Source organism: Bradyrhizobium sp. IC4060 (genome assembly GCF_020193715.1).
In the GTDB taxonomy this organism is placed as follows: domain Bacteria; phylum Pseudomonadota; class Alphaproteobacteria; order Rhizobiales; family Xanthobacteraceae; genus Bradyrhizobium; species Bradyrhizobium yuanmingense.
This window is the reverse complement of sequence record NZ_JADYVJ010000002.1, coordinates 180,902-200,790: the sequence shown is the minus strand read 5'-3', so window position 1 is coordinate 200,790 and position 19,889 is coordinate 180,902. Positions and strand designations below refer to the sequence as shown.

Here is a 19,889-nt window from a genome sequence, read left to right as displayed (position 1 = left end):
CCTCACTGGATCAGGAAACGCGGATACATCGGCATCGGCAGCCCGAGCACATAGGGAAACAGGATTGCGCAGCCGACCGTCAGGCAGGCGCCGACGATCACCGCTTCCAGCCAGCGCGTCTCGTGCGAGCCCGTCGCCGCGATCATGAAGCTCGAGAAGGCCGTGACAACGAGACCGAGGGACCGGATCGACAGGGCGAAGAACAGGATCGCCGCCACCACGAACAGCGGCCCGCGCCAGGAATAATGCGCAAGCGCCGGTCCCTCCGTGATCAGGCCGGTCAAGGCGATGCCGGCAGACAGGGCAACCAGCAGCCCGCCGAACATACGTGGCGCAGTGCCCGCACCGAAGGAGAAGCCACGCATGCCCTGCAAATCGCTCGATGCCCACAGCGCAAACAGGGCAACGGCCATCAGCACGACGCCGCCGACATAATCTTGCGCCGAGCGGATGGTCATAAACAGCGTGAGGATCGCCACCGCAAACAGCGGATAGGAATAGATCAGCGCCAGCAGCACCTCGGACGACATCTTCTTGGCGCCGCCGCCGAATGATCCGAAGAGGGCGCTCGGCGCGCCGGCCAGCAGCGCCGTCGCATGACCGGTGACGACCGCCGCCGGACCGCGGCCGGTCCCCCAGCCGAAAATCGTCCCGATCGACCAGATCAATTCGAAAATCTGCGGCGCAATCGCCAGCAGACAAAAGCCGAGCGCCACCCGGGTGTTTCGGGTGGCCGTCGCTGAGTGGCCCATCGTGTCGGCCATGCCTGTCTCCTCCGCGACCTGTAAGTCACGAGCACTGTTGTTCTAAATCGGCTGGAACTGGATACCCGCCCGGATCACTGCCTAGCGATTTTCATCAGACAATGCCAGCAAAACCCAACACGCCGCGGCAAGCAAAAGCCAGAGGGGATTGATGCGCGAGATGGACGCGACCACTGCAACCATCGCGGTCAGGCGCAGTGCAGCAATTGCTGGATCGGCCCGATTAACGTCACGATAAGCGTTCGGACCTGGCAAGTCCTGCGAGGTCGGACCGGTGTCCTGGTCGGCCTCTGGTGCTTCGCCTCAACCGCGGTGCAGTGGGTCTCGCGCACTGCCGGCGCAGCGGCGACGGCGAAGAGCGAGATCGGGCCGAAGTGGAGATCAGCGCCTAGTCGGCTTGCGGCTCGTCACGCTGCTACTTTCCGCCGCAGGAAATTGAACGTCGCTGAGACTGACATTGTCCGTTCGCTGGAGCAGCAGCGTTTCATTATGCGCAAGGATTCGGCACATCGGGCTGGCGACCTCTGGCAAAGGCCAGAGCCGCGATAGGCCCGGCACTCCGAAGCCTGTCCAAAGGGAACCGCGGGATCGCGCCTCCAACCCTCTGTTTTTCGAAAGCTTTGCCCCCTATATTGGGGGTGCCGGTTCGCCGGCTATGGAAATAAACGGTCGTCGCAATAAACCATTCGGACCCGGGGGCGGTACCCGGCGCCTCCACCAAAGCCCACCATCGGGCGTGCCCGAAGCTGGGCTTTGGCGGGGGCGAAATAGGATCGACGAGGGCGTAAAGGGCGTACTTTTTCCCGGTATTGTTCCGCCGTTATCGGGCTACTGCAATAGTTGCCAACGACAACTTTGCTCCGGTTGCTCAGGCTGCGTAACGCAGTTTGAAAGACCACTCTAAAGTCCTAGCGGGTTAAGCTCCGCTAGGCGGGGTTCGGAGGCACCTGGCAACAGAAGCCTCCACTTTACTCTTTGATTCTTCCCCGGCGGGGACTCCTGCTCGCCCGTCAGGCGCGGTACTATTGCGACTTGGCGAGTCGGATCGGCAGGGTTCGGCTGCTTGGATGCAACAGGACCACCATGGCGACCGATCATATCCGATACGATGTGCTGGCCCGCGATGCGCTGCGCGGCGTGCTGCGGAAGGTGCTGACCGATGCCGCAGCCCATGGCCTGCCGGGCGAGCATCATTTCTTCATCACCTTCGTGTCCAAGGCCGAAGGCGTGAAGCTCTCGCCGCGGCTGCTCGCACAATATCCGGAGGAGATGACGATCATCCTCCAGCACCAGTTCTGGGACCTGACCGTGCTCGAGGATCGTTTCGAGGTCGGCCTGTCCTTTGGCGGCATTCCGGAGCGGCTGGTGGTGCCATTCAGTGCCATCAAGAGCTTCCTCGATCCGTCCGTGAAGTTCGGCCTCCAGTTCGACACCTCCGACGTCGCCGAGGTCGCGCCGGACAATCTGCCGGCAGCACCCGCGCCATCGGCCGTATCGGTCCCGGCACCTGCCGCGGAGAAGCCGGAAGCTGCCGACGAGTCGCCGCCGCCGAGCCAGGGCGGCGCCGAGGTCGTGCGGCTCGATCGTTTCCGCAAGAAATGATCTAGGTTGGGCGCAGAGCCATCGCGCCCGGCCAACTGTCTATATAGAAGAGCACATGAACAGGCCGCGCGGCGTTTCGCGCGGCAGAATGGATGTGCTCATGGCCAAAGCGTCCCGCTCGAAGACTGCCCGCCCCGCAACCCGCACCGAGACCGACAGCTTCGGTCCCATCGAGGTCGCCGCCGACCGCTATTGGGGGGCGCAGACCGAGCGCTCGCGCCAGAATTTCCGCATCGGCACCGACCGCATGCCGATCTCACTCGTGCATGCACTCGGCATGGTCAAGCTCGCCGCCGCGCAGTCCAATCTCGAGCTCGGCCTGCTCGATCGGCGCCGTGCCAACGCCATCATCCGCGCTGCGCGCGAGGTGATCGAAGGCAGACTTGACGACCATTTTCCGCTTGTCGTGTGGCAGACCGGCTCGGGCACCCAGAGCAACATGAACCTCAACGAGGTGATTGCCAACCGCGCCAACGAGCTGCTCGGCGGCGAGCTCGGCGCCAAGAAGCCGGTGCATCCCAACGATCACGTCAACATGAGCCAGTCGTCGAACGACTCCTTCCCGACCGCGATGCACATCGCCGCAGCAAGCCGCATCAATGCCGATCTCATCCCTGCCCTCGGCGAGCTGCTGCGCGCTCTGCGCAAGAAGGAGAGGGAGTTTTCGAAGATCGTGAAGATCGGCCGCACCCATACCCAGGATGCGACGCCGCTGACGCTCGGTCAGGAATTCTCCGGCTATGCCGCGCAGGTCGAAAGCGGCATCGCCCGGCTCAAGATCGCGGTGAAGGACCTCTATCCACTGGCGCAGGGCGGCACAGCCGTCGGCACCGGTCTCAACTCGAAGCCGCGCTTTGCCAAGCTGTTCGCAAAGCACGTTGCCGGGATTACGAAGCTCCCCTTCACCAGCGCCGCCAACAAATTCGAGGCGCTGGCCTCGAACGATGCCTATGTGCTGGCGCACGGCGCCATCAATTCGGTCGCGACCGGCCTGTTCAAGATCGCCAATGACATCCGCCTGCTCGGCTCCGGCCCGCGCTCGGGCCTCGGCGAATTGATCCTGCCGGAGAACGAGCCCGGCTCCTCGATCATGCCGGGCAAGGTCAACCCGACCCAGTGCGAGGCGATGACCATGGTGTGCTGCCAGGTGTTCGGCAATCACACCGCGATCACGGTCGCCGGCAGCCAGGGTCATTTCGAGCTCAACGTCTACAAGCCCGTGCTGGCCTACAACATGCTGCATTCGATCCGCCTGATGGCGGATGCCGCGCGCTCCTTCACCGAGCATTGCGTCAGCGGCATCCGCGCCGACGAGAAGCGCATCAAGGAGCTGATGCAGCGCTCGCTGATGCTGGTGACGGCGCTGGCTCCGAAGATCGGCTACGACAACGCCGCCAAGGTGGCCAAGACGGCGCACGCCAACGGCACCACGCTGAAGGAGGAGGCGCTGCGGCTCGGCTTCGTCTCGGCCGACGAGTTCGACCGCCTGGTGCGCGCTGAGAAGATGATCAGCCCGGGATGATTCCGAATTCCGATAGCCATCCGTAATGATACGGACGCTCGGCGCCCAAAAATATGCGGTTTTGGGGGCGGGATTTGATTACCGTCAATGTTGCGGCGGGGCGGCGTGTTACGCAGCTCCACTGCCCTCGACGGGGCGAAATTCATCGTTTGATGGCCCAAGGGCCGATTGACGAGGACGAGCGAATGGCGATCAAGTCTTCTGCGGCGCAATGTGGCGCCCTGTTTCTGAATGTTTCATCCTGCCTGAAGAGGAGCGGATGATGGAGACGCGGCATGGGGAACGTCATCAACCTGAATCGTTTCAGGAAGCGCGTCGAGCGGGAAGCCTCGGCGAAGCAGGCGGACGCCAACCGGGCGAAGTTCGGGCGCACGAAGGCGGAACGGTCGTCCGAGGCGAAGCGGGCGGACCAGGCCAAGGAGAATCTGGACCAGCACCGGATCGATCGCGAGGAGCAGCCATGAAGTCGCCGGTCGTGAAACGATCGATCGTCGTCGCCGGCCACAAGACCAGCGTCAGCCTGGAAGAGGCGTTCTGGAACGGCATGAAAGAGATTTCCGGCCTGCGCAACATGACGTTGTCCGAGCTGGTCGGCGAGATCGACAACAACCGCCAGCAGGGCAATCTGTCGTCGGCGATCCGTCTGTTCGTCCTGGACTACTTCAAGAGCCGCGCCATGGCCGCCCAGCCGGACAAGGTCCCGGCCCAGTAGCCGTCGGGGGCGCCCGCGACGGCGCCCCGGTCTCTGCACTTTAAAATCGCTCTAAGGTGCAGCTTCGGCGCGCGGGCACGCTTGACCTCAATGCCCGGCGTTGAAAATACAGGGCATGACCGACACCACTGATACGCGTTCGCACATGCCGCTGGGTCTGGCCCAGCGCGGCTATACCGGCGTCATCCAACACCTTGCCGCCAAAGAGGCTGGCTCGGCGCTTTCGGACGTCGAGCTCGAGAGCCGCCTGATCGAACTCGGCTTCGTCGAGGGCGCCCGGGTCGAGATCCTGCATGAGGGGTTGGTCGGGCGCGATCCGATCGCGGTGCGGGTCGACAGCACCACGATCGCGGTCCGCCGTCGCGAAGCCATGGCCATCATCGTCGCCTGACGCGCGACCACAATCTGCCCCCAGGCCCTTGATCCCATGGAAGCACCGCTGCTGCATCTCGCCCTGGTCGGCACGCCCAACAGCGGCAAGACCTCGCTGTTCAACGCGCTGACCGGCAGCCGGCAGAAGGTCGCGAACTATCCCGGCGTCACGGTCGAGCGCAAGGAAGGCTTCTTCGTCACCCCGCTCGGCCGCCAGGTCTCCGTGGTCGACCTGCCCGGCACCTATTCGCTGCGCGGCCGCAGCCCGGACGAAGAGATCACCCGCGACTTCGTGCTCGGCAAGGCCTCCGGCGAGACCCTGCCCGATCTCGTGCTGTGCGTCGCCGATTCCACCAATCTGCGCCTGACCATCCGCCTGCTGCTGGAGCTGAAGCGCACCGGGCGGCCGATGATCCTCGTGCTCAACATGTTCGACATCGCAAGCCGCCGCGGCATCACGGTCGACGTCAAGCGGCTCGCCAAGGAGCTCGGAGTGCCCGTGGTCACCTCGATCGCGGTGCGCAAGGGCGGCACGGCCGACCTGCTCAAGCTGACCGACGAGATTTCCGCGGAGCTCGCCGCCGAGCCGGTGGAGAACAGCTGGCGCGCGCTCAGCGTCTCCGAGCTGCGCGCCACCCAACGCGAGGCCGATCGCATCATCGCCGACTGCGTCAGCCTGCCTGCTCGCCCCGACACCTGGACCGCACGGATCGACGCGATCGTGCTGCATCCGGTCGGCGGGCTGATCGTGCTCGCGCTGATCCTGTTCGTGATGTTCCAGGCGGTGTTCGCCTGGGCGCAGCCGGCGATGGAGCTGCTAAAGTCCGGGTTCGACTCGCTCGGCGAGCTGGTGCAGGCCACCCTGCCCGACGGCTTGCTGCAAAGCTTCCTGCAGAACGGCGTGATCTCCGGCGTCGGCAGCGTCATCGTGTTCCTGCCGCAGATCATCCTCATCTTCCTGTTCATCCTGCTCCTGGAAGATTTCGGCTACATGGCGCGCGCGGCGTTCCTGATGGACCGCATCATGGGCGGCGCCGGCCTGCACGGCCGCGCCTTCATTCCGCTGTTGTCGAGCTTTGCCTGCGCCATTCCCGGCATCATGGCGACGCGCGTCATCGACAACAAGCGCGACCGGCTGACCACGATCCTGATCGCGCCGCTGATGACCTGCTCGGCGCGCATTCCGGTCTATACGCTGATCATCTCCGCCTTCATCCCGGCCAGAGACGTCTGGGGCTTCATCAACCTGCAGGGCCTCGTGATGTTCGGCCTCTATGCCGCCGGCATCATCAGCGCGCTGTTGGTCTCGTTCGTGATCAAGTTCTTCATGCTGCGCGACTTTGTGCCGGCGCCGTTCATGTTGGAGCTGCCGGACTACAAGATGCCGCGGCTGAAATCCATCGTGATCGGCATCTACACCCGCGCCAGGATGTTCTTGCAGCGCGCCGGCACCACGATCTTCTCGATGATGGTGCTGATCTGGTTCCTGGCCTCCTTCCCGCAGCCGCCCGCGGGCGCGACCGGGCCGGCCATCGAGTTCAGCCTGGCGGCGATGATCGGCAAGGCGCTCGAGCCCCTGCTCGCCCCCGTCGGCTTCAACTGGCAGATCGCGGTGGCGTTGATCCCGGGCATGGCGGCGCGCGAGGTCGCGGTCGCGGCGCTCGGCACCGTCTATGCGATCGAGGGCGGCAACGAAGCGGTCGAGCAGATCGGCCAGGTGCTGGCGACAAAATGGTCGCTCGCCACCGCGCTGTCGATGCTGGCCTGGTACATCTTCGCCCCGCAATGCGCCTCCACGCTCGCCGTGATCCGGCGCGAGACCGGCAGCTGGGCCTGGATGGGCGCCACCTTCGCCTACATGCTGGTGCTGGCCTATGCGGCGAGCCTCGTGACGTACAACGTCGCCGTCGCGCTGGGGGCGGGGTAGCCCTTCCAAAACGAAACTGCGAAAACAACCCCATGCACAGTAGACCGGGGGTCGTGAAATCAATGAGTTACGCGCAAGGCAACGATCCGGCCGTCGCCCGTTGACCCGTCGGGCAAAACAGGGGCATGACGTCACGATCAGCCCGCAGCGATAGCAGCATGAACGACGACACGCCTCGGAAGCGGCGATCTGTCGCCGTGGACCATTTCACCACCGACCGCCTGACCGCCGAACGGTTGCGCGAGGATCACCTCGCCGACCTCGTCGCGCTGCATCGCGACGCCGAGGTCTCCCGCTATCTCGGCGGGGTGCGGACGCCCGAGGTCACGAGGGCTTATCTCGCAACCAACATGGCCCATTGGGACCAGCACGGCTTCGGACTCTGGACGCTGCGAACGAAGGACGGGGGCCTTCGCCGGACGGGCGGGCATTCGGCACATTCTCGTGGACGATGTCGACGAGGTCGAAATCGCCTACGCGTTCAAGCGCGAATTCTGGGGCCAAGGATTTGCCAGCGAGATCGCGACCGCGCTGACGGACATCGGGCTGTCACAGCTCGCACTGCCGTCTCTCATCGGCATTGTGTATGTCGGGAACGGTGCATCGCGGCGCGTGCTGGAGAAGTCGAACTACCAGCTCGAGCGAAGCACGAACCGTCACGGCGAGGACGTCGTGATCTACCGCATCCGGCAGTGAGGGCAGCAGCGGGATGGACCGCGAGCGGACCGTTTGTGTTCATTTTTGAACCGACACCATCCACGCGTCGGCACAGTCTGAGCGGCAACGAAGCGGTCGCCTGACCGCCCGAAGCGCCTCGGGACGGGAACTCAGGCCCGGCATCGGAGTTCCTTAGACGGACCTTTTCAGTCATCCGGCTCCGGCATGCGCCTGGAGCGCATGGAGCTTTGGGAAGATACGCGTAAGGGGGGTTCATGACCGGTCAATCCTCCGCTGCCCCAGGCAGCGACTTCAAGGATTTGCCGCGGGTGTCAACCGGCAGCGAAGGGCTGGACGACATCCTTGGCGGCGGCCTCGATGCCAACCGGATGTATCTCTACGAAGGCCGGCCGGGCACAGGCAAGACTACGATTGCGCTCCAATTCCTTCTTCGGGGCGTGCGCGACGGCGAACGCGTTCTCTACGTTTCGCTCTCCGAGACCAAGAGCGAGCTCACAGTGGTGGCACAGCGGCACGGCTGGTCGCTGGACGGCGTCGATATCTTCGAGCTCGTTCCACCGGAAACGACGCTTGATCCCGAGCGGGAGCTGACGGTTTTTCATCCCGCCGAGATGGAGCTGAGCGAGACCACAGGTCTGATCTTCAAGGAAGTCGAACGGATCAATCCCACCCGCGTGGTGCTCGACAGCCTGTCCGAATTGCGCCTGCTGGCGCAGAACCCGCTTCGCTACAGGCGCCAGGTTCTGGCCCTGAAGCACTTCTTCACCAATCGCAACTGCACCGTGGTTCTGCTCGACGATCTGTCATCCTCCCAGGATGATCTGCAACTGCATTCGATCGCGCACGGCGTGGTGATGCTGGAGCAACTCGCCATCGATTACGGTGCCGAGCGGCGGCGGCTTCGCGTGATCAAGATGCGCGGCATCCGTTTCCGGGGCGGCTTCCACGACTTTACCATCACGCAAGGGGGGCTGCGGATCTTTCCCCGGCTCGTCGCAGCCGAACATCACAGATTATTCGATGGTGAGATGGTGACCAGCGGCAACCCCGAGCTCGACCAGCTCCTGGGAGGGGGGCTCGAGCGCGGCACCAACGCTCTTCTCCTCGGCGCGGCCGGCGTCGGCAAGTCGTCAGTTGCGCTAACCTACGCCATCGCGGCGGCGGAACGCGGCGAGCACGCCGTATTCTTCGCCTTCGATGAAGGACGCGGAACGGTTGAGGCACGCGCCAAAGCGCTCGGGCTGCCGCTGGACAAACATCTCGCGTCCGGAAATATCCGCTTTCAGCAGATCGATCCCGCCGAATTGTCGCCGGGTGAGTTCGCGGCAACGCTCCGCCGGAGCGTCGAGGTCGACAATGCCCGCATCATCGTCATCGACAGCCTGAACGGCTATCTGAACGCGATGCCGGATGAACGCTTCCTCGTTCTGCAGATGCATGAACTGCTCAGCTATCTGGCCCAGCAGGGCGTGCTCACCATCCTCATTCTCGCCCAGCATGGGCTTGTCGGTCCCATGGATACGCCGCTCGACCTCAGCTATTTGAGCGATGCAGTGGTGATGCTGCGTTATTTCGAGTTCGCCGGAACGGTTCGGCGCGCCTTGTCGGTCGTCAAGAAGCGAAGCGGCGGCCACGAGCATGGCATCCGCGAATTCCGACTCGGTAGCAACGGAATCAAGCTCGGCCCGCCACTTCATGAGTTCAGCGGCATCTTTTCCGGCAATCCCCGCTATACCGGCACGGCCCTCCCGGAAGGGCCGCTCGAACGAGCGCGCAGCGCGATCACCGCGTTCTCGTCTTCGCCCCGGTGGGCCGCGACGGACCGGCATCGGCCGAACTTTTGCGCAACGCGAACCTCGAGGCGATCAGTTGCCGGGACTTGGCCGAACTCGTCACCGAAATGGCGGCAGGCGTTGGCACCGTATTTCTTGCCGAGGAAGGATTGTTCGGCAAGGACACCGCGGCGCTGGCACAATGGATCGCCGGTCAGCCGCCGTGGTCCGATCTGCCTTTCGTCGTTCTCACCAGCCACCGGGAGCAGCCCTCGGTCATCGCCTGGCGACGCAGTATCGTCGAGCTTCTGCGCAACGTTTCGCTGCTCGAACGGCCGGTTCAACCGATCACGCTGACCAGCACCATCCAATCCGCACTGCGGGCTCGGCGGCGTCAATACGAGATCCGGGCTCTGCTCGAGGCGCGCGAGCAGACGGCCCAGGAGCTCGAGAAGCTGGTGATCGAGCGGACGAAGGCGCTGGAGGAAGCCAACACGCAGCTTCGCCTCGAGATCGAAGAGCGAGCACGCGTGGAGGAAACGCTTCGGCAGGCTCAGAAAATCGAGGCCATCGGCCAGCTCACCGGCGGCGTCGCGCATGACTTCAACAATCTCTTGATGGTGATTTCCGGCGGCCTCGACATGCTCGAACGCCAGACCGATCCGACCCGGCGCCGCCGCCTGATGGACGGGATGATCCAGGCGGCGCAGCGCGGAGCGAGCCTGACCAAGCAGCTTCTGGCATTCTCACGGCGGCAGAAACTCCGGCCGGAGCCTGTCGACGTCGCCGCGCAGATCGGCGGCATGCGTGAACTGCTCGATCGCAGTCTCAGGGGCGACGTCCATGTCGAATTCGACTTTCCGGAGCAGCTTTGGCCGGTGGAGGTCGATCCCGGCGAGCTCGAGCTGGTCATTCTCAACCTGGCCGTCAACGCCCGCGACGCCATGCCCAATGGCGGCACGATCATCGTGCGCGGCGAAAATCTACCCGACCTGAACGATGGGGAGATCGCCGGCGACTATGTCCGCTTGTCCGTCGTCGACACCGGTGTCGGCATGCCCCCGGAGATCATGTCGCGGGTGTTCGAGCCGTTCTTCACGACCAAAGACGTCGGCAAGGGGTCTGGACTGGGGCTCGCACAGGTCCATGGATTTGCGACGCAGTCGCGGGGCACGGTGCGAATTCAATCGAAGGTCGGCCGAGGCACGAGCATCGAGCTGTACCTGCCGCGATCCTTCGAGACTCCCTCCGACGAGCGACACCTCATCGACCTCACCAGGGTGCGCCCGAAAAAGAGCAATCAGGGCCAGATCCTGCTGGTGGAGGACGATAACGAGGTTGCCGCGCTGGTCAGCGAGATGCTCGGTCAGCTCGGCTACGAGGTCACACGCGCTTCCAGTGCCGCAGCAGCGCTCGGTGCCCTGGCGGACGGCCGTCCCATCGATCTGATCTTCTCCGACATCATGATGCCGGGCGGCATGAACGGGGTCGAGCTTGCGCGCGAGGTCAGGAAGAGACGAAGCGACATACCGATATTGCTGACCAGCGGATATGCCGAAGCCTCGGTCCATGAAGCGGAGAGCGCGGGTATCGAGATCCTGCCCAAGCCCTATCACATCGACGAGCTCGCCGCAGCCCTGGCCGCGGCGAAGTCAGGTCTTCGGCGCGATGCAGGCGCCAAACGCTCCAACTCGTGCTGAGAGTCCCTCCGGACTTCGCTGCGCTCAACTCCGAGCGCGATCTCAGGAGCCTTACCGGAAATATCCCAGCACGAGATCGATATCGGCGCTGCGGGCCGCCGTGCCGTTCAGCTCGGCGTCGATGACGCGGCGGCAGGCGTCCACCGCGGCGTGATCACCGAGGTCGTTGGCGGCTTCCAGCACGAGCCAGGCGGCGTCCACCGAGGCCTTGTCCGAAGCTGCGCCGCCGAGATCGGTGGCGCCGACATTGGCGAGATTCTTCTTGCGAACGGCGGTGCCGAATTGAGGTAACATTGCAGGTACTCCCCTCTCCTCAGTGGACCTGTCAGTGGACTTGAAGTTCGGGCTGACGGCCCGCATCGGCACCCGCGCCGGTCTTGCGCGACTGGTAGAACTTCAGAATGCTGCGTGAGGTCTCGATCTTGAGCCGGCCGTACTCGCGCTCGTTGTCCTGGAGCTCGCGCGCCGTGATCAGATGATCCTTGGCGCCGAGGAACAACAGCGACATCGTGGTGTCCCAGGAGAAGTCGAGCGCCTTGCACAGCACCAGGATCATCTCGCGGTTACGGTCCATCAACGCGCGCTCGATCACGTCGACCGGCAGCGCCGACAGCAGCGACAGGCCGATCTGGACCTCGTCGAAGCGGTGCTGGCGGGCATAATTCGAGATCGAGTCCTGGTTGAGATTGCCCTGGCGATACTGCGTCGTGACCACGCGCTTGGCGACGAAATAGCTGCGCGAGGACGGGCCGAACTTGGACTGGAGATCGCCGGTGACCTCGGTGACCGAGCTCTGGATCTGCGACATCATCTCGGGCCGCTCGGTCTCGAGCCGGCGGCGGACGTCTTCGGAGGCTTTCGCGATCAGCTGCTGGAAGATGTGGCGCGGCACGTCCTTGCGCAGGCCGAGCTGCTCGGCAAGGATCGAATCGCCCTCGGCGCGGCGGACCATGTGCAAGAGGCCCGAGCCGGAGAACCGCGCGCCCTCGTTCCTGGCGACCGAGGTCACGACCTCCTGGTTGCCGCGCTTGACCAGCACGTCGGTCACGGCTTCGCCGATCGACTGGCGCTGCGAGATCGCCAGCAGATGCGCCTGGCCCTTGGTCATGGCGCTCTGGACCAGCATCTTCTCGTCGATGCGGTTGGAATCGCGCAGCACGGGACCGGCAACCGCGATCTCGTCGTCGAGGGCGAGCCTTTCGATGACGTTGAGCGGGGCGTGATCGCAGGCCGACATCACTTCGGAGAGCTGCGCGCGCGCAGCCACCTCGATCTCGTCGGCGAGCCGGCCGATCACCTCGCCGAACATGCTGATCTCGTCGTCGCTGTAGCGGCCGGTGATCAGGATGTCGGTCGCATGCCACAATGCACGCGCCCGGCTTTCGTCGGTGCCGCGCGCGATCGCGTCGTCCAGATCCTGCAGAAGCGATTTCGCCCCGTTCATCTCGATCACCCCAGTTCTTGGCAGCCCTTGGCGAGCCGTCCCGCCGCTCGCGGCGCGACGCCGAATTCCTCTGGGAACCCACGCTAGAGATGAAACGCGAGAATTCAGTAAAGTCGGCAAATCAGTTTTGCCGACGAAAATTCCGTCAAATGCGACGGAATGGATTTACTGTTGTGCAAGAGCCGAGAAGCTTTGGGCACTGAAACCTCTCCGCGTCATGGCCGGGCTTGTCCCGGCCATCCACGCCTTGCCGCATGGCACAAAGAACGTGGATGCCCGGGACAAGCCCGGGCATGACGAGCATCGGCAACGGAGCGCATTAGATAGCGCCGTCTACGGATTCTGCGGCGTCAGCACAAGCGGCGGCTTCGGCCTGGGCTTGGCGGGCGGCGGGCCCGGGGCGGGCTTCACGTCGATGGCCGGAGGGAGCGGCGCGAGCTGCTGGCTCGCGAGCGGCGGGCTCGTCAGTGAAGGGCTTGTCAGTGAGGGGCTTGGCGCGGCGGGCGCGGCCTGCGGAGCTTTCGGGGTCGGCGCCACCCTGGGCTTTGCCGGCGCGCGGCGCGGGTCCTGGCCCGGCAGCGGCACGTTGGGTGGCGCCTGCTCGGTCGCTATCTCCGGGGACACCAGCGTCGGCAGCGCAGCGGTGGCCGGCGGCGGCTCGCCGCGCTCGATGGCGTCGAGCCGCCGCGTCTCGCGATCGATCGTGCGCACCGCAAGCCATGACGACAGCGGTGCGAGGTCGATGGTACGGCTCAGCCTGTCGGGCGGGCCTGCCGCAAAGAGCTGGATCTCGGGCGGGGCGCCGGAAAGCCCGGTCATGATCGGCGTCAGGCTGGCGCGGATGTCGGCTTGGTCCGCCGGAATGTCGTAGCCGCCGGAGACGATGGCGCGGGCGTTCTTCGCTTCCAGCGGCGTTGCGCCGATGCGCAGGCGGCCGTCGCGGATCGTGAACGGAATCTGCGCCGAGGGCACCGCGATGCGCCCCGCCGACAGCGCGGGCTCGACGAGCTGCCGCAGCCGGTTGTCGTCATTGACCTGGCCGCCGTCGCTGGCGCGGATGGCGATCTCGAACGCACGCGGATTGAGGCCGGCGATCTCGGCGGATTCGAGCGTCACCGTGCCGTTGCCGGCGAGCGCACCGGTCAAGGCCGCGACGCTGCGGCCCTGGCTGGTCAGCGCCATCTGCACCGAGGCGCGCCCCTTGGGCAGGGCAAGGTCGCGATAGCGCAGCGCCGCCGCATCGACGTTGCTGAGCTCGATGCGCGCGTTCAGCGCAAGCCCACCCGCGCCATTGCGCGCGTCCAGGCTTGCGGACATGTCGCCGCCGCCGACGCCGCCCTTGAGCGCATCGAATGCGAGCGACTGGCCGTCGCTCCGGATCGTGCCGCCGAAGGGGCGCAGCTCGATGCCGCCGGGCAACGTTCCGCGTAAGGCCTGGAAGGCGATGCGGCCGCGCCAGCCGCTGACCAATCCTGCGCTGAGCGGCTCGCCGGACTCACGACCGGCTGCGCCGACGGCGATTGCGAGCGCCGGCGCCAGATCGAGCGAGTCGAGACCGACCTCGCCGTCGATGCTCTTGTCCTGATCGAGCGTCACCGAAACATGGCCGCGCAGATGCGAGCCCGCGGCATTGCCGTCGAGATCGCCGAAGGTCAGGCGATTGCCGGAGAGCGTGACGCGGGAGGACAGGCTGACGTTCTGCGCCGACTTGCCGGCCGGGCTGGTCCCGAGCAGCGGCGCCAGATTGGCGTTGCGCACGCGCAAGTTCACGCTCGCCTTCGGTTCGAACGATTTGGGCTCGAACGATTTGGGTTCGGACGGTTTGGACTCCGACCATTCGACGCTGCCTTGCGCGTCGGCATCGAGCCCGCCGCCGCTGAGCTTTGCGTTCAATTGCGAGGGACGGCGCCAGGCTCCGCTCAACCGTCCTTCGAATTGCGAGGCGCCCTCGCCCGCGGCCACGATGCGGTCGAGCCCCAGCAGTGCCAACAAGGCGCCGGCCTGCGGCGCCGCGACCTTCGCGTCCAGCGTGAAGTCGCTGTTGCGCAGGCGTTCGAGGTCGATACCGCCGATGGCGGCCGCCGGCGTCTGCGCGGCCAGGGTCGCCGTGGTCTTGAGCTGCGGTGCGTCGAGGTCGAGCACGAAGCGGGCATTGCTGCGATCGGCATGCTCGGCGTTCTTGTCGAGGCTGAGATCGAGCTTGAGACGGGTCGCGCCGGGCAAGGACGGAAGCGCATCGAGGCGCGCGCGCAGCGCGGGCGCAAACGGCTCGACCAGCGCTGTGAGCTCGCGCAGCGAATTGGCCGAGGATTTCAGCGCGAGCTTGCCGGTCGTGTTGGTGCGGTCGAAGCTGCCGCTCGCCTCCGAGGTCACGCCGCCGCCCTGGCCGAAGCGCAGCTGCTCCAGCGACAGCGACGCCGGGCTGTAGGCGAGCCTGGCTGCGAACGGCCGCAGCTCCTGGCCGGCGGAGATCGCGCGGCCAATATCGAGCGAGAGCTTTGCCTCTTCCGGCCATTCGCCTTGCGGCCCCGCCAGCGCGCGCACGAAGCTCGCGGCGGCATCGAGGTCGAGCCGGTCGGCCCTGAGGTCCGCATCGATCCGCGAGCCGTTGCTCGCGCCTGTCTGCACGAAGACGATGCGGCCTTCGATCGCGCCGCCATCGATGTCGGCCTTCAGCCTGTCGATGGCGAGATGATTGGCTGCGATGGTGACGTCGCCCGCGAGACGCAGCGGCCGCGTGCTGCGGCGGGTGATCTCGCTGCGGCCCTGCAGCCAGGCCACCAGCGTGTCGGGATCCGGGGATTCAACGCTGAGCCGGCCGCTGAAACTGTCGGCGCCGGGAGCCGCGCCATTGAGCGAGACCTGCGTCATGCCGGGCGCGCGCAGCTCCAGCCGCCGGAAGGTCCAGGACCGGCCGTCGGTCGCAAGCTCGGTCGCGATGTTCTGAAGAGGACGGCCGCCGAGCATGATCTGATCGGCATTGAACTCGATCTGGGCAGGGATCGGCACCTGCGGGATCGCCGCCAGCCCTGCGCGCAGCGCCGGCAGGACGCGCTGCGGATCGGCATCGTCCTTGGCGGTCAGCCTGTCGGCATCGACCTGCCGCGCCGACAGCACCGCGCGCAGCAAGGGCGATGCGCCAAACCTGAGATCGCCGACGCCGCCGAGCTTCAGCGCGGTGTCCTCCGGGCCGAAGCTCGCGTCGATCTGCTCGAATTTCGCACCGGCCGGATCGGCCTTGAGCCTGGTCGCCAGCTTCCAGGGCGTCGGTCCCGCCTCGCCCGCCTTCCTGGCCGCGGGCACGGCGAGGGTCAGCGCGCCCTCGAATTTCGGCTGGCGATTGTCGAAGGCGAGCACGCCCTCGAGATCGGCGAGGATGGCGCGCTCGCCGGGATCGATGTTGAGGTGGAGACGGGTGGCGCTGCCGTCGGCGCTGGGGCCGGAGGAGACGCGGAACGGGTAGCGCACGCCGCGCGCGGTGAAGCTGCCATCGCCCCGCACCGAGCCTGCGAGCGAGCGCACGTCGCCGGAGAAGGCGATGTCGTTCAATTCCAGCGTCGAGCGGCTGGCGGCATCGTGCAAGGCGATGCGGCCGGTGAGGTTCAGCCGCTCGATGGCGAGGGAGGCCAGGTTGAAGGTGCCGCTCGCGGTGGAGGGCAAATCGACCCGTCCGCGCGCGTCCAGACCAAGATCGACCGCCATGCCGCCGACCGAAAGCTCGGTGGCGCGCCATTCGCCGCGCATCAGGGAGCCGAGGCTGAACTCGACATCGAGCTTGTCGGCGCGCAGGCGGCCGAGATCGTTGTTGCCGCCGAAGGTGACGCCGCGCAGCCGCAGCGTCGGCGCCGGCAACAGCCGCGCATCGAGCTCGCCCGCCACCCGCACCGGCACGCCGATGATCTTGCCGGCCTCCGCCTCGAACTGGGGCCTGAACTGGTTCCAGTCGATGTAGTAAGGCCCGATCAGCGCGGCCAGCAGCGCAATGATGAAGGCAATCGCCAATCCGAGCAGCGTCGTCTGCACGGGTCTCCCCTCGGCCAAACCGGCCTGGGCCGAAGCTGAGAGCCTCAGGCGCGCCGGAACAGCCCCTTATATAGGGGGAAGTATGGCGAAGTCACAGCGACTGTTGCGCGCGGAGGTTAACGCTGAGCGCCCCCTCACCAGCTCGCCGGCAGCCGCCTCAGCCCGCGCAGCACGAAGGTCGGCCGCCATTCCGGGGTCTCGATGTCGTCGATGCGCAAATCCGGCAGCCGCCGCAGCAGCGTGGCGATGGCGATCTCGGCCTCGATCCGCGCCAATTGGGCCCCCAGGCAGAAATGGATGCCGCCGCCGAACGACAGCGGCTTGACGTTCGCCCGGGTGACGTCCAGCCGGTCGGGCCTGTCGGGGTAGACCGCGCCATCGCGGTTGGCCGAGCCGAGCAGGCACAGCACGGTCTCGCCCTTGGGGATCGTCACGCCGCCGAGGTCCTCGATCTCCTCCAGCGTGACGCGCCCGGTCATCTGGACCGAGGAATCATAGCGCAGGAACTCCTCGATCGCGTTCGTCATCAGCTCCGGTTTCGCTTTCAGGAGCGCAAGCTGATCCGGGTTGCGGTGGAGCGCGAGCAGGCCGTTGCCGATCAGGTTGACCGTGGTCTCGTGGCCTGCGCCGAACAGCAGGATGATGTTGGCGGTCAGCTCCTCGTTGGTGAGCTTGTTGCCGTCCTCCTCGGCCTGCACCAGCTGGGTGATGAGGTCGTCGCCGGGATTCTTGCGGCGCAGCTCGAACAGCTGCTGGAAATACATCTGCGCCATCAGGTTGGCGGCGTTGCCCTGGCGGATCTCCTCCGGCGAGAGCGGCACGGGGTCGAGCAGCCGTCCGCCGTCGCGCGAGCTCTTGTAGAACACTTCGCGATGCTCCTCGGGGATGCCGAGCATGTCGCAGATGATGGTGACGGGCAGGCGGAAGGCGAAATCCTCGATCAGGTCCATGTGGCCGCGCTCGATCACGGCATCGATCGCCTGGTCGACGATCTCCTGGATCCGCGGCCGCATGTCCTCGACGCGACGGGCGGTGAAGGCCTTCACGACGAGGCCGCGCAGGCGGGTGTGGTCCGGCGGATCGGCTTGCAGCATCCAGTAGCTCATGCTGCGAAACACCGGCTCCTTCATGATCTCCGGGCCGTAGCGGCGCGTGGTCCGTTCGACGAAATCCTTGCCGAAGCGCTTGTCACGCAGCACGAGACTGACCTCGGCGTGCCGGCTGGCGACGTACTGGCCGAACGGCGTCACGTGGATCGGATCGACCGTGCGCAGCCGTTCATAGTGCGGATAGGGATCGCGGATGAAATCCGGCGAGAGCGGGTTGAACAGCGGTCCGCCAGCGGGTTGCACTTGCTCGTTCATGGTGACCTCGGATCGATTGCCGCACGACACGCATACGCAAGGCTGCCCACCGCCCGGCGTAACCATCCCTGTAAATTATCAACTCGATACATTGTTGTATCGAGTTGCATTCTGCCCTAAGCTGCGCCGATGTCAAGGGTGAGAACCAGGCCGACCAGGGACGACACGCGCGAGGCGCTGTTCGAGGCGGCCGCGCGCGTGTTCGAGGCGGACGGCATCGGCGGCGCCAGCATCGAGGCGATCGCGGCGGCGGCGGGCTTCACCCGCGGCGCGTTCTATTCGAACTTCAAGAGCAAGGACGAATTGATCATCGCCATGCTCGAGGACCATGTCGCGCAGTCGATCCGGCGCAACATGGACATCCTGGCGCAGCACGACAATCTCGACGATTTCATCGCGGCGCTGAAGACGATGGATCGCAGCCGCCAGGATCCGCTCGGCCGCTCGCCCCTGCTGCACATGGAGATGATCCTGTTCGTGGCGCGGGCCGAAAAGCGCCGCCCGGAGCTCGCCAAACGCCTGCGCGCGCGGCGCAAGCTGGTCGCCGACATCATCGAGGCGACATCGAAGAGCAACGGGCGCAACGTCAATCTGAACCCGCCCTGGATCGCCTCCGTCGTGCTCGCGCTGGAAGACGGCTTTCGCCTGCACCGGCTGATCGACCCCGAGACGACACCCGCCGACAGCTTTCTGCGCGCGATCACGGATTTGCGGCGGAGGACGGGACTGGCATCGAACTAGCGGGCTGCACTACTTCTTCTTTGCAGGTCCGAAATCCGGTTGCCAGGCGGCTTCCTTGCGGGACGGAGCCGCGGCGATCACCTTGGCCTTTTCCTTTTTCGGCTTCTTGGCTTCGCGGTTGCCGCGTTGCTGGCCCTTGGCCATGTCGCTCTCCCTTGCTGGTTTGAGTTCGTCGAATTCATTCGGCTGCAGGACACGGCCGCGCGGGGTGCAGACCCTGACGTCCATGTAGCCCTCGCGCAGCAGCTTTTCCGCGAGACGTAGCGCGACCGTCGCAGTTCCACGGCCGAGATTGGAACTGCCGTATTCGTTGGTGCCACTGACCAGATACGGCACGCGTGTTGTCCTAGCCATTGAGCACCGCAGCGGCGCACACGAGAAGCAGAAGAAACAGCGGAACGATCACCGGCGGCACGATCCATTCCGAGATGCGGACACGCGACATCGAACGCTCCTGCGAAGCCTCGGCGGGAGCACACGTGACCCTCAGTCACCGGTCGATGCCGTTGAGAAGCGCGGTGATGACAACGAGCCTACGCTCACGCCGAACCAATAGCGAGCAGTAAATGCGTCGCCGGCTAGCCTCGCACCGTGGCAACTAGCGTTCGTTGGTGCGCAGACGATAGTGCTGGCTATTGCCGCGCCAAAGGCGCATGGTCGCAGCAGCCGGCACCGGTGGGGCTTCACTTGCGAAAGGCAGCGTGCATGACCATCCGCTCGCGGCGAGAGACCGTCATCTTCAGACATCCGTTCCAAATCCGCGGCATAGCGCGCACCTTGCCGGCGGGCGCTTACGAGGTCGTCACGGATGAGGAGACGATCGACGGCTTGTCTTTCGCCGCCTATCGCCGGATTGCCACGATGATCACCGTGCCCGCCGAAGGCGCGCGCGGTACCATGGAGGTATTGTCGATCGGCTCTGTCGATCTTGCTGACGCGCAAGCAGCGGACGCGAGCATCGCCAGTGAATGACCGGCCCGTCGATCTCGACAAGCACCGTGGCATGGCCGCGCAAAAGGCCACCGACCTGCGCCGCGCGTTGGGCGAGGTCGAGGCCCATGCCCGGGAGCTGCGCGAGCGCGAGGCCGATCTCGAGCACCGCATGATGACGGTGCCCGCGGCTTCCTGGCAGGAAGCCGCGGTGAAGGCGCGCCATCTGCTCAACCTCTATGCTGCAAGTCTTCCGGCAGAGGACACGCGCCACCGCGCGCTGGTGTCGGCGCTGTTCGATGATTTCGCACGGCTGTCCGGGGACGGCTGAGCCGAGC

18 protein-coding genes, 1 other RNA gene and 1 pseudogene are annotated in these 19,889 nt (G+C 65.6%); 13 read left to right on the top strand and 7 right to left on the bottom strand.

What is annotated here, in order from left to right:
• Positions 1 to 2: 2 nt before the first annotated feature.
• On the bottom strand, positions 3 to 764 hold the full coding sequence (locus tag I6F16_RS07830; protein WP_036006570.1) for a tripartite tricarboxylate transporter TctB family protein: 762 nt from the start codon (positions 762 to 764) through the stop codon (positions 3 to 5).
• A gap of 601 nt (positions 765 to 1,365) precedes the next feature.
• Here I6F16_RS07830 and ssrA point away from each other — a divergent pair.
• The 7 genes from ssrA to I6F16_RS07795 all read left to right on the top strand — a co-directional run bounded on the left by ssrA (position 1,366) and on the right by I6F16_RS07795 (position 6,899).
• Positions 1,366 to 1,732, top strand: a transfer-messenger RNA (tmRNA) gene (gene ssrA, locus I6F16_RS07825).
• A gap of 115 nt (positions 1,733 to 1,847) precedes the next feature.
• Positions 1,848 to 2,366, top strand: coding sequence for a ClpXP protease specificity-enhancing factor SspB (locus tag I6F16_RS07820; RefSeq protein ID WP_036006568.1), 519 nt, complete (start codon positions 1,848 to 1,850; stop codon positions 2,364 to 2,366).
• Positions 2,367 to 2,454: 88 nt separating this feature from the next.
• Positions 2,455 to 3,888: a class II fumarate hydratase gene (gene fumC, locus I6F16_RS07815; RefSeq protein WP_036006596.1), complete on the top strand. Its 1,434-nt coding sequence runs from the start codon at positions 2,455 to 2,457 to the stop codon at positions 3,886 to 3,888.
• Between the two features lie 275 nt (positions 3,889 to 4,163).
• The gene (locus I6F16_RS07810; protein ID WP_036006566.1) at positions 4,164 to 4,352 is read left to right on the top strand and encodes a DUF4169 family protein; all 189 of its coding nucleotides are present in this window, start codon (positions 4,164 to 4,166) and stop codon (positions 4,350 to 4,352) included.
• Positions 4,349 to 4,600 carry a ribbon-helix-helix domain-containing protein gene (locus I6F16_RS07805; RefSeq protein WP_025038043.1) on the top strand — a complete coding sequence of 84 codons (252 nt, stop codon included), beginning with the start codon at positions 4,349 to 4,351 and terminating at the stop codon, positions 4,598 to 4,600. Before I6F16_RS07810 ends, I6F16_RS07805 begins: the two co-directional genes overlap by 4 nt.
• A gap of 115 nt (positions 4,601 to 4,715) precedes the next feature.
• Positions 4,716 to 4,991, top strand: coding sequence for a FeoA family protein (locus tag I6F16_RS07800; protein WP_036006563.1), 276 nt, complete (start codon positions 4,716 to 4,718; stop codon positions 4,989 to 4,991).
• A gap of 36 nt (positions 4,992 to 5,027) precedes the next feature.
• Complete coding sequence (locus tag I6F16_RS07795; RefSeq protein ID WP_225114694.1) at positions 5,028 to 6,899, top strand: ferrous iron transporter B; 1,872 nt, start codon at positions 5,028 to 5,030, stop codon at positions 6,897 to 6,899.
• A 137-nt stretch (positions 6,900 to 7,036) separates the two neighbouring features.
• On the opposite strand, the gene I6F16_RS07790 is transcribed toward I6F16_RS07795, so the two are convergent.
• A complete protein-coding gene (locus I6F16_RS07790) occupies positions 7,037 to 7,174 on the bottom strand; it encodes a hypothetical protein (RefSeq protein ID WP_225114706.1) in 138 nt (45 codons plus the stop codon).
• On the opposite strand from I6F16_RS07790, the pseudogene I6F16_RS07785 reads away from it, so the two are divergent.
• The 3 genes and pseudogenes from I6F16_RS07785 (at position 7,136) to I6F16_RS07775 (ending at position 11,049) form a co-directional block, all read left to right on the top strand.
• Positions 7,136 to 7,595: pseudogene (locus I6F16_RS07785) on the top strand (GNAT family N-acetyltransferase). The gene I6F16_RS07790 and the pseudogene I6F16_RS07785 overlap by 39 nt on opposite strands.
• 236 nt (positions 7,596 to 7,831) lie before the next feature.
• Positions 7,832 to 9,706 (top strand): ATPase domain-containing protein, encoded by a 1,875-nt coding sequence (locus tag I6F16_RS07780; protein ID WP_225173546.1) that lies wholly within the window; start codon positions 7,832 to 7,834, stop codon positions 9,704 to 9,706.
• 101 nt (positions 9,707 to 9,807) lie between these two features.
• A complete protein-coding gene (locus I6F16_RS07775) occupies positions 9,808 to 11,049 on the top strand; it encodes an ATP-binding protein (protein WP_225173721.1) in 1,242 nt (413 codons plus the stop codon).
• 51 nt (positions 11,050 to 11,100) lie between these two features.
• Here I6F16_RS07775 and I6F16_RS07770 read toward each other — a convergent pair whose 3' ends face one another.
• The 4 genes from I6F16_RS07770 to I6F16_RS07755 form a co-directional block, all read right to left on the bottom strand.
• Complete coding sequence (locus I6F16_RS07770) at positions 11,101 to 11,343, bottom strand: hypothetical protein (protein WP_225114691.1); 243 nt, start codon at positions 11,341 to 11,343, stop codon at positions 11,101 to 11,103.
• A 31-nt stretch (positions 11,344 to 11,374) separates the two neighbouring features.
• On the bottom strand, positions 11,375 to 12,493 hold the full coding sequence (locus I6F16_RS07765) for a DUF2336 domain-containing protein (protein ID WP_193760332.1): 1,119 nt from the start codon (positions 12,491 to 12,493) through the stop codon (positions 11,375 to 11,377).
• Between the two features lie 333 nt (positions 12,494 to 12,826).
• Entirely contained in the window at positions 12,827 to 16,516 is a 3,690-nt protein-coding gene (locus tag I6F16_RS07760) for an AsmA-like C-terminal region-containing protein (RefSeq protein WP_225173545.1), read from the bottom strand.
• 134 nt (positions 16,517 to 16,650) lie between these two features.
• Entirely contained in the window at positions 16,651 to 17,880 is a 1,230-nt protein-coding gene (locus tag I6F16_RS07755) for a cytochrome P450 (RefSeq protein WP_036037420.1), read from the bottom strand.
• Between the two features lie 129 nt (positions 17,881 to 18,009).
• Between I6F16_RS07755 and I6F16_RS07750 the strand changes: the two genes are divergently transcribed.
• A complete protein-coding gene (locus tag I6F16_RS07750) occupies positions 18,010 to 18,621 on the top strand; it encodes a TetR/AcrR family transcriptional regulator (RefSeq protein WP_036006522.1) in 612 nt (203 codons plus the stop codon).
• Between the two features lie 9 nt (positions 18,622 to 18,630).
• On the opposite strand, the gene I6F16_RS07745 is transcribed toward I6F16_RS07750, so the two are convergent.
• On the bottom strand, positions 18,631 to 18,957 hold the full coding sequence (locus tag I6F16_RS07745) for a hypothetical protein (RefSeq protein WP_063822466.1): 327 nt from the start codon (positions 18,955 to 18,957) through the stop codon (positions 18,631 to 18,633).
• Between the two features lie 369 nt (positions 18,958 to 19,326).
• Between I6F16_RS07745 and I6F16_RS07740 the strand changes: the two genes are divergently transcribed.
• Both I6F16_RS07740 and I6F16_RS07735 read left to right on the top strand, forming a co-directional pair.
• Positions 19,327 to 19,593, top strand: a complete 267-nt coding sequence (locus tag I6F16_RS07740) for a hypothetical protein (RefSeq protein WP_225173544.1) — start codon at positions 19,327 to 19,329, stop codon at positions 19,591 to 19,593.
• Positions 19,586 to 19,882: a hypothetical protein gene (locus I6F16_RS07735; protein ID WP_036006516.1), complete on the top strand. Its 297-nt coding sequence runs from the start codon at positions 19,586 to 19,588 to the stop codon at positions 19,880 to 19,882. The genes I6F16_RS07740 and I6F16_RS07735 overlap by 8 nt, the downstream gene beginning before the upstream one ends.
• The last annotated feature ends 7 nt before the right edge of the window (positions 19,883 to 19,889 follow it).

Excerpts from the sequence above, each read along its gene's own strand:
- I6F16_RS07830 (WP_036006570.1), bottom strand. The coding sequence starts at position 764 with ATGGCCGACACGATGGGCCACTCAGCGACGGCCACCCGAAACACCCGG.
- I6F16_RS07820 (WP_036006568.1), top strand. The coding sequence starts at position 1,848 with ATGGCGACCGATCATATCCGATACGATGTGCTGGCCCGCGATGCGCTG.
- fumC (WP_036006596.1), top strand. The coding sequence starts at position 2,455 with ATGGATGTGCTCATGGCCAAAGCGTCCCGCTCGAAGACTGCCCGCCCC.
- I6F16_RS07810 (WP_036006566.1), top strand. The coding sequence starts at position 4,164 with ATGGGGAACGTCATCAACCTGAATCGTTTCAGGAAGCGCGTCGAGCGG.
- I6F16_RS07805 (WP_025038043.1), top strand. The coding sequence starts at position 4,349 with ATGAAGTCGCCGGTCGTGAAACGATCGATCGTCGTCGCCGGCCACAAG.
- I6F16_RS07800 (WP_036006563.1), top strand. The coding sequence starts at position 4,716 with ATGACCGACACCACTGATACGCGTTCGCACATGCCGCTGGGTCTGGCC.
- I6F16_RS07795 (WP_225114694.1), top strand. The coding sequence starts at position 5,028 with ATGGAAGCACCGCTGCTGCATCTCGCCCTGGTCGGCACGCCCAACAGC.
- I6F16_RS07790 (WP_225114706.1), bottom strand. The coding sequence starts at position 7,174 with ATGCAGCGCGACGAGGTCGGCGAGGTGATCCTCGCGCAACCGTTCGGC.
- I6F16_RS07780 (WP_225173546.1), top strand. The coding sequence starts at position 7,832 with ATGACCGGTCAATCCTCCGCTGCCCCAGGCAGCGACTTCAAGGATTTG.
- I6F16_RS07770 (WP_225114691.1), bottom strand. The coding sequence starts at position 11,343 with ATGTTACCTCAATTCGGCACCGCCGTTCGCAAGAAGAATCTCGCCAAT.
- I6F16_RS07765 (WP_193760332.1), bottom strand. The coding sequence starts at position 12,493 with ATGAACGGGGCGAAATCGCTTCTGCAGGATCTGGACGACGCGATCGCG.
- I6F16_RS07755 (WP_036037420.1), bottom strand. The coding sequence starts at position 17,880 with ATGAACGAGCAAGTGCAACCCGCTGGCGGACCGCTGTTCAACCCGCTC.
- I6F16_RS07750 (WP_036006522.1), top strand. The coding sequence starts at position 18,010 with ATGTCAAGGGTGAGAACCAGGCCGACCAGGGACGACACGCGCGAGGCG.
- I6F16_RS07740 (WP_225173544.1), top strand. The coding sequence starts at position 19,327 with ATGACCATCCGCTCGCGGCGAGAGACCGTCATCTTCAGACATCCGTTC.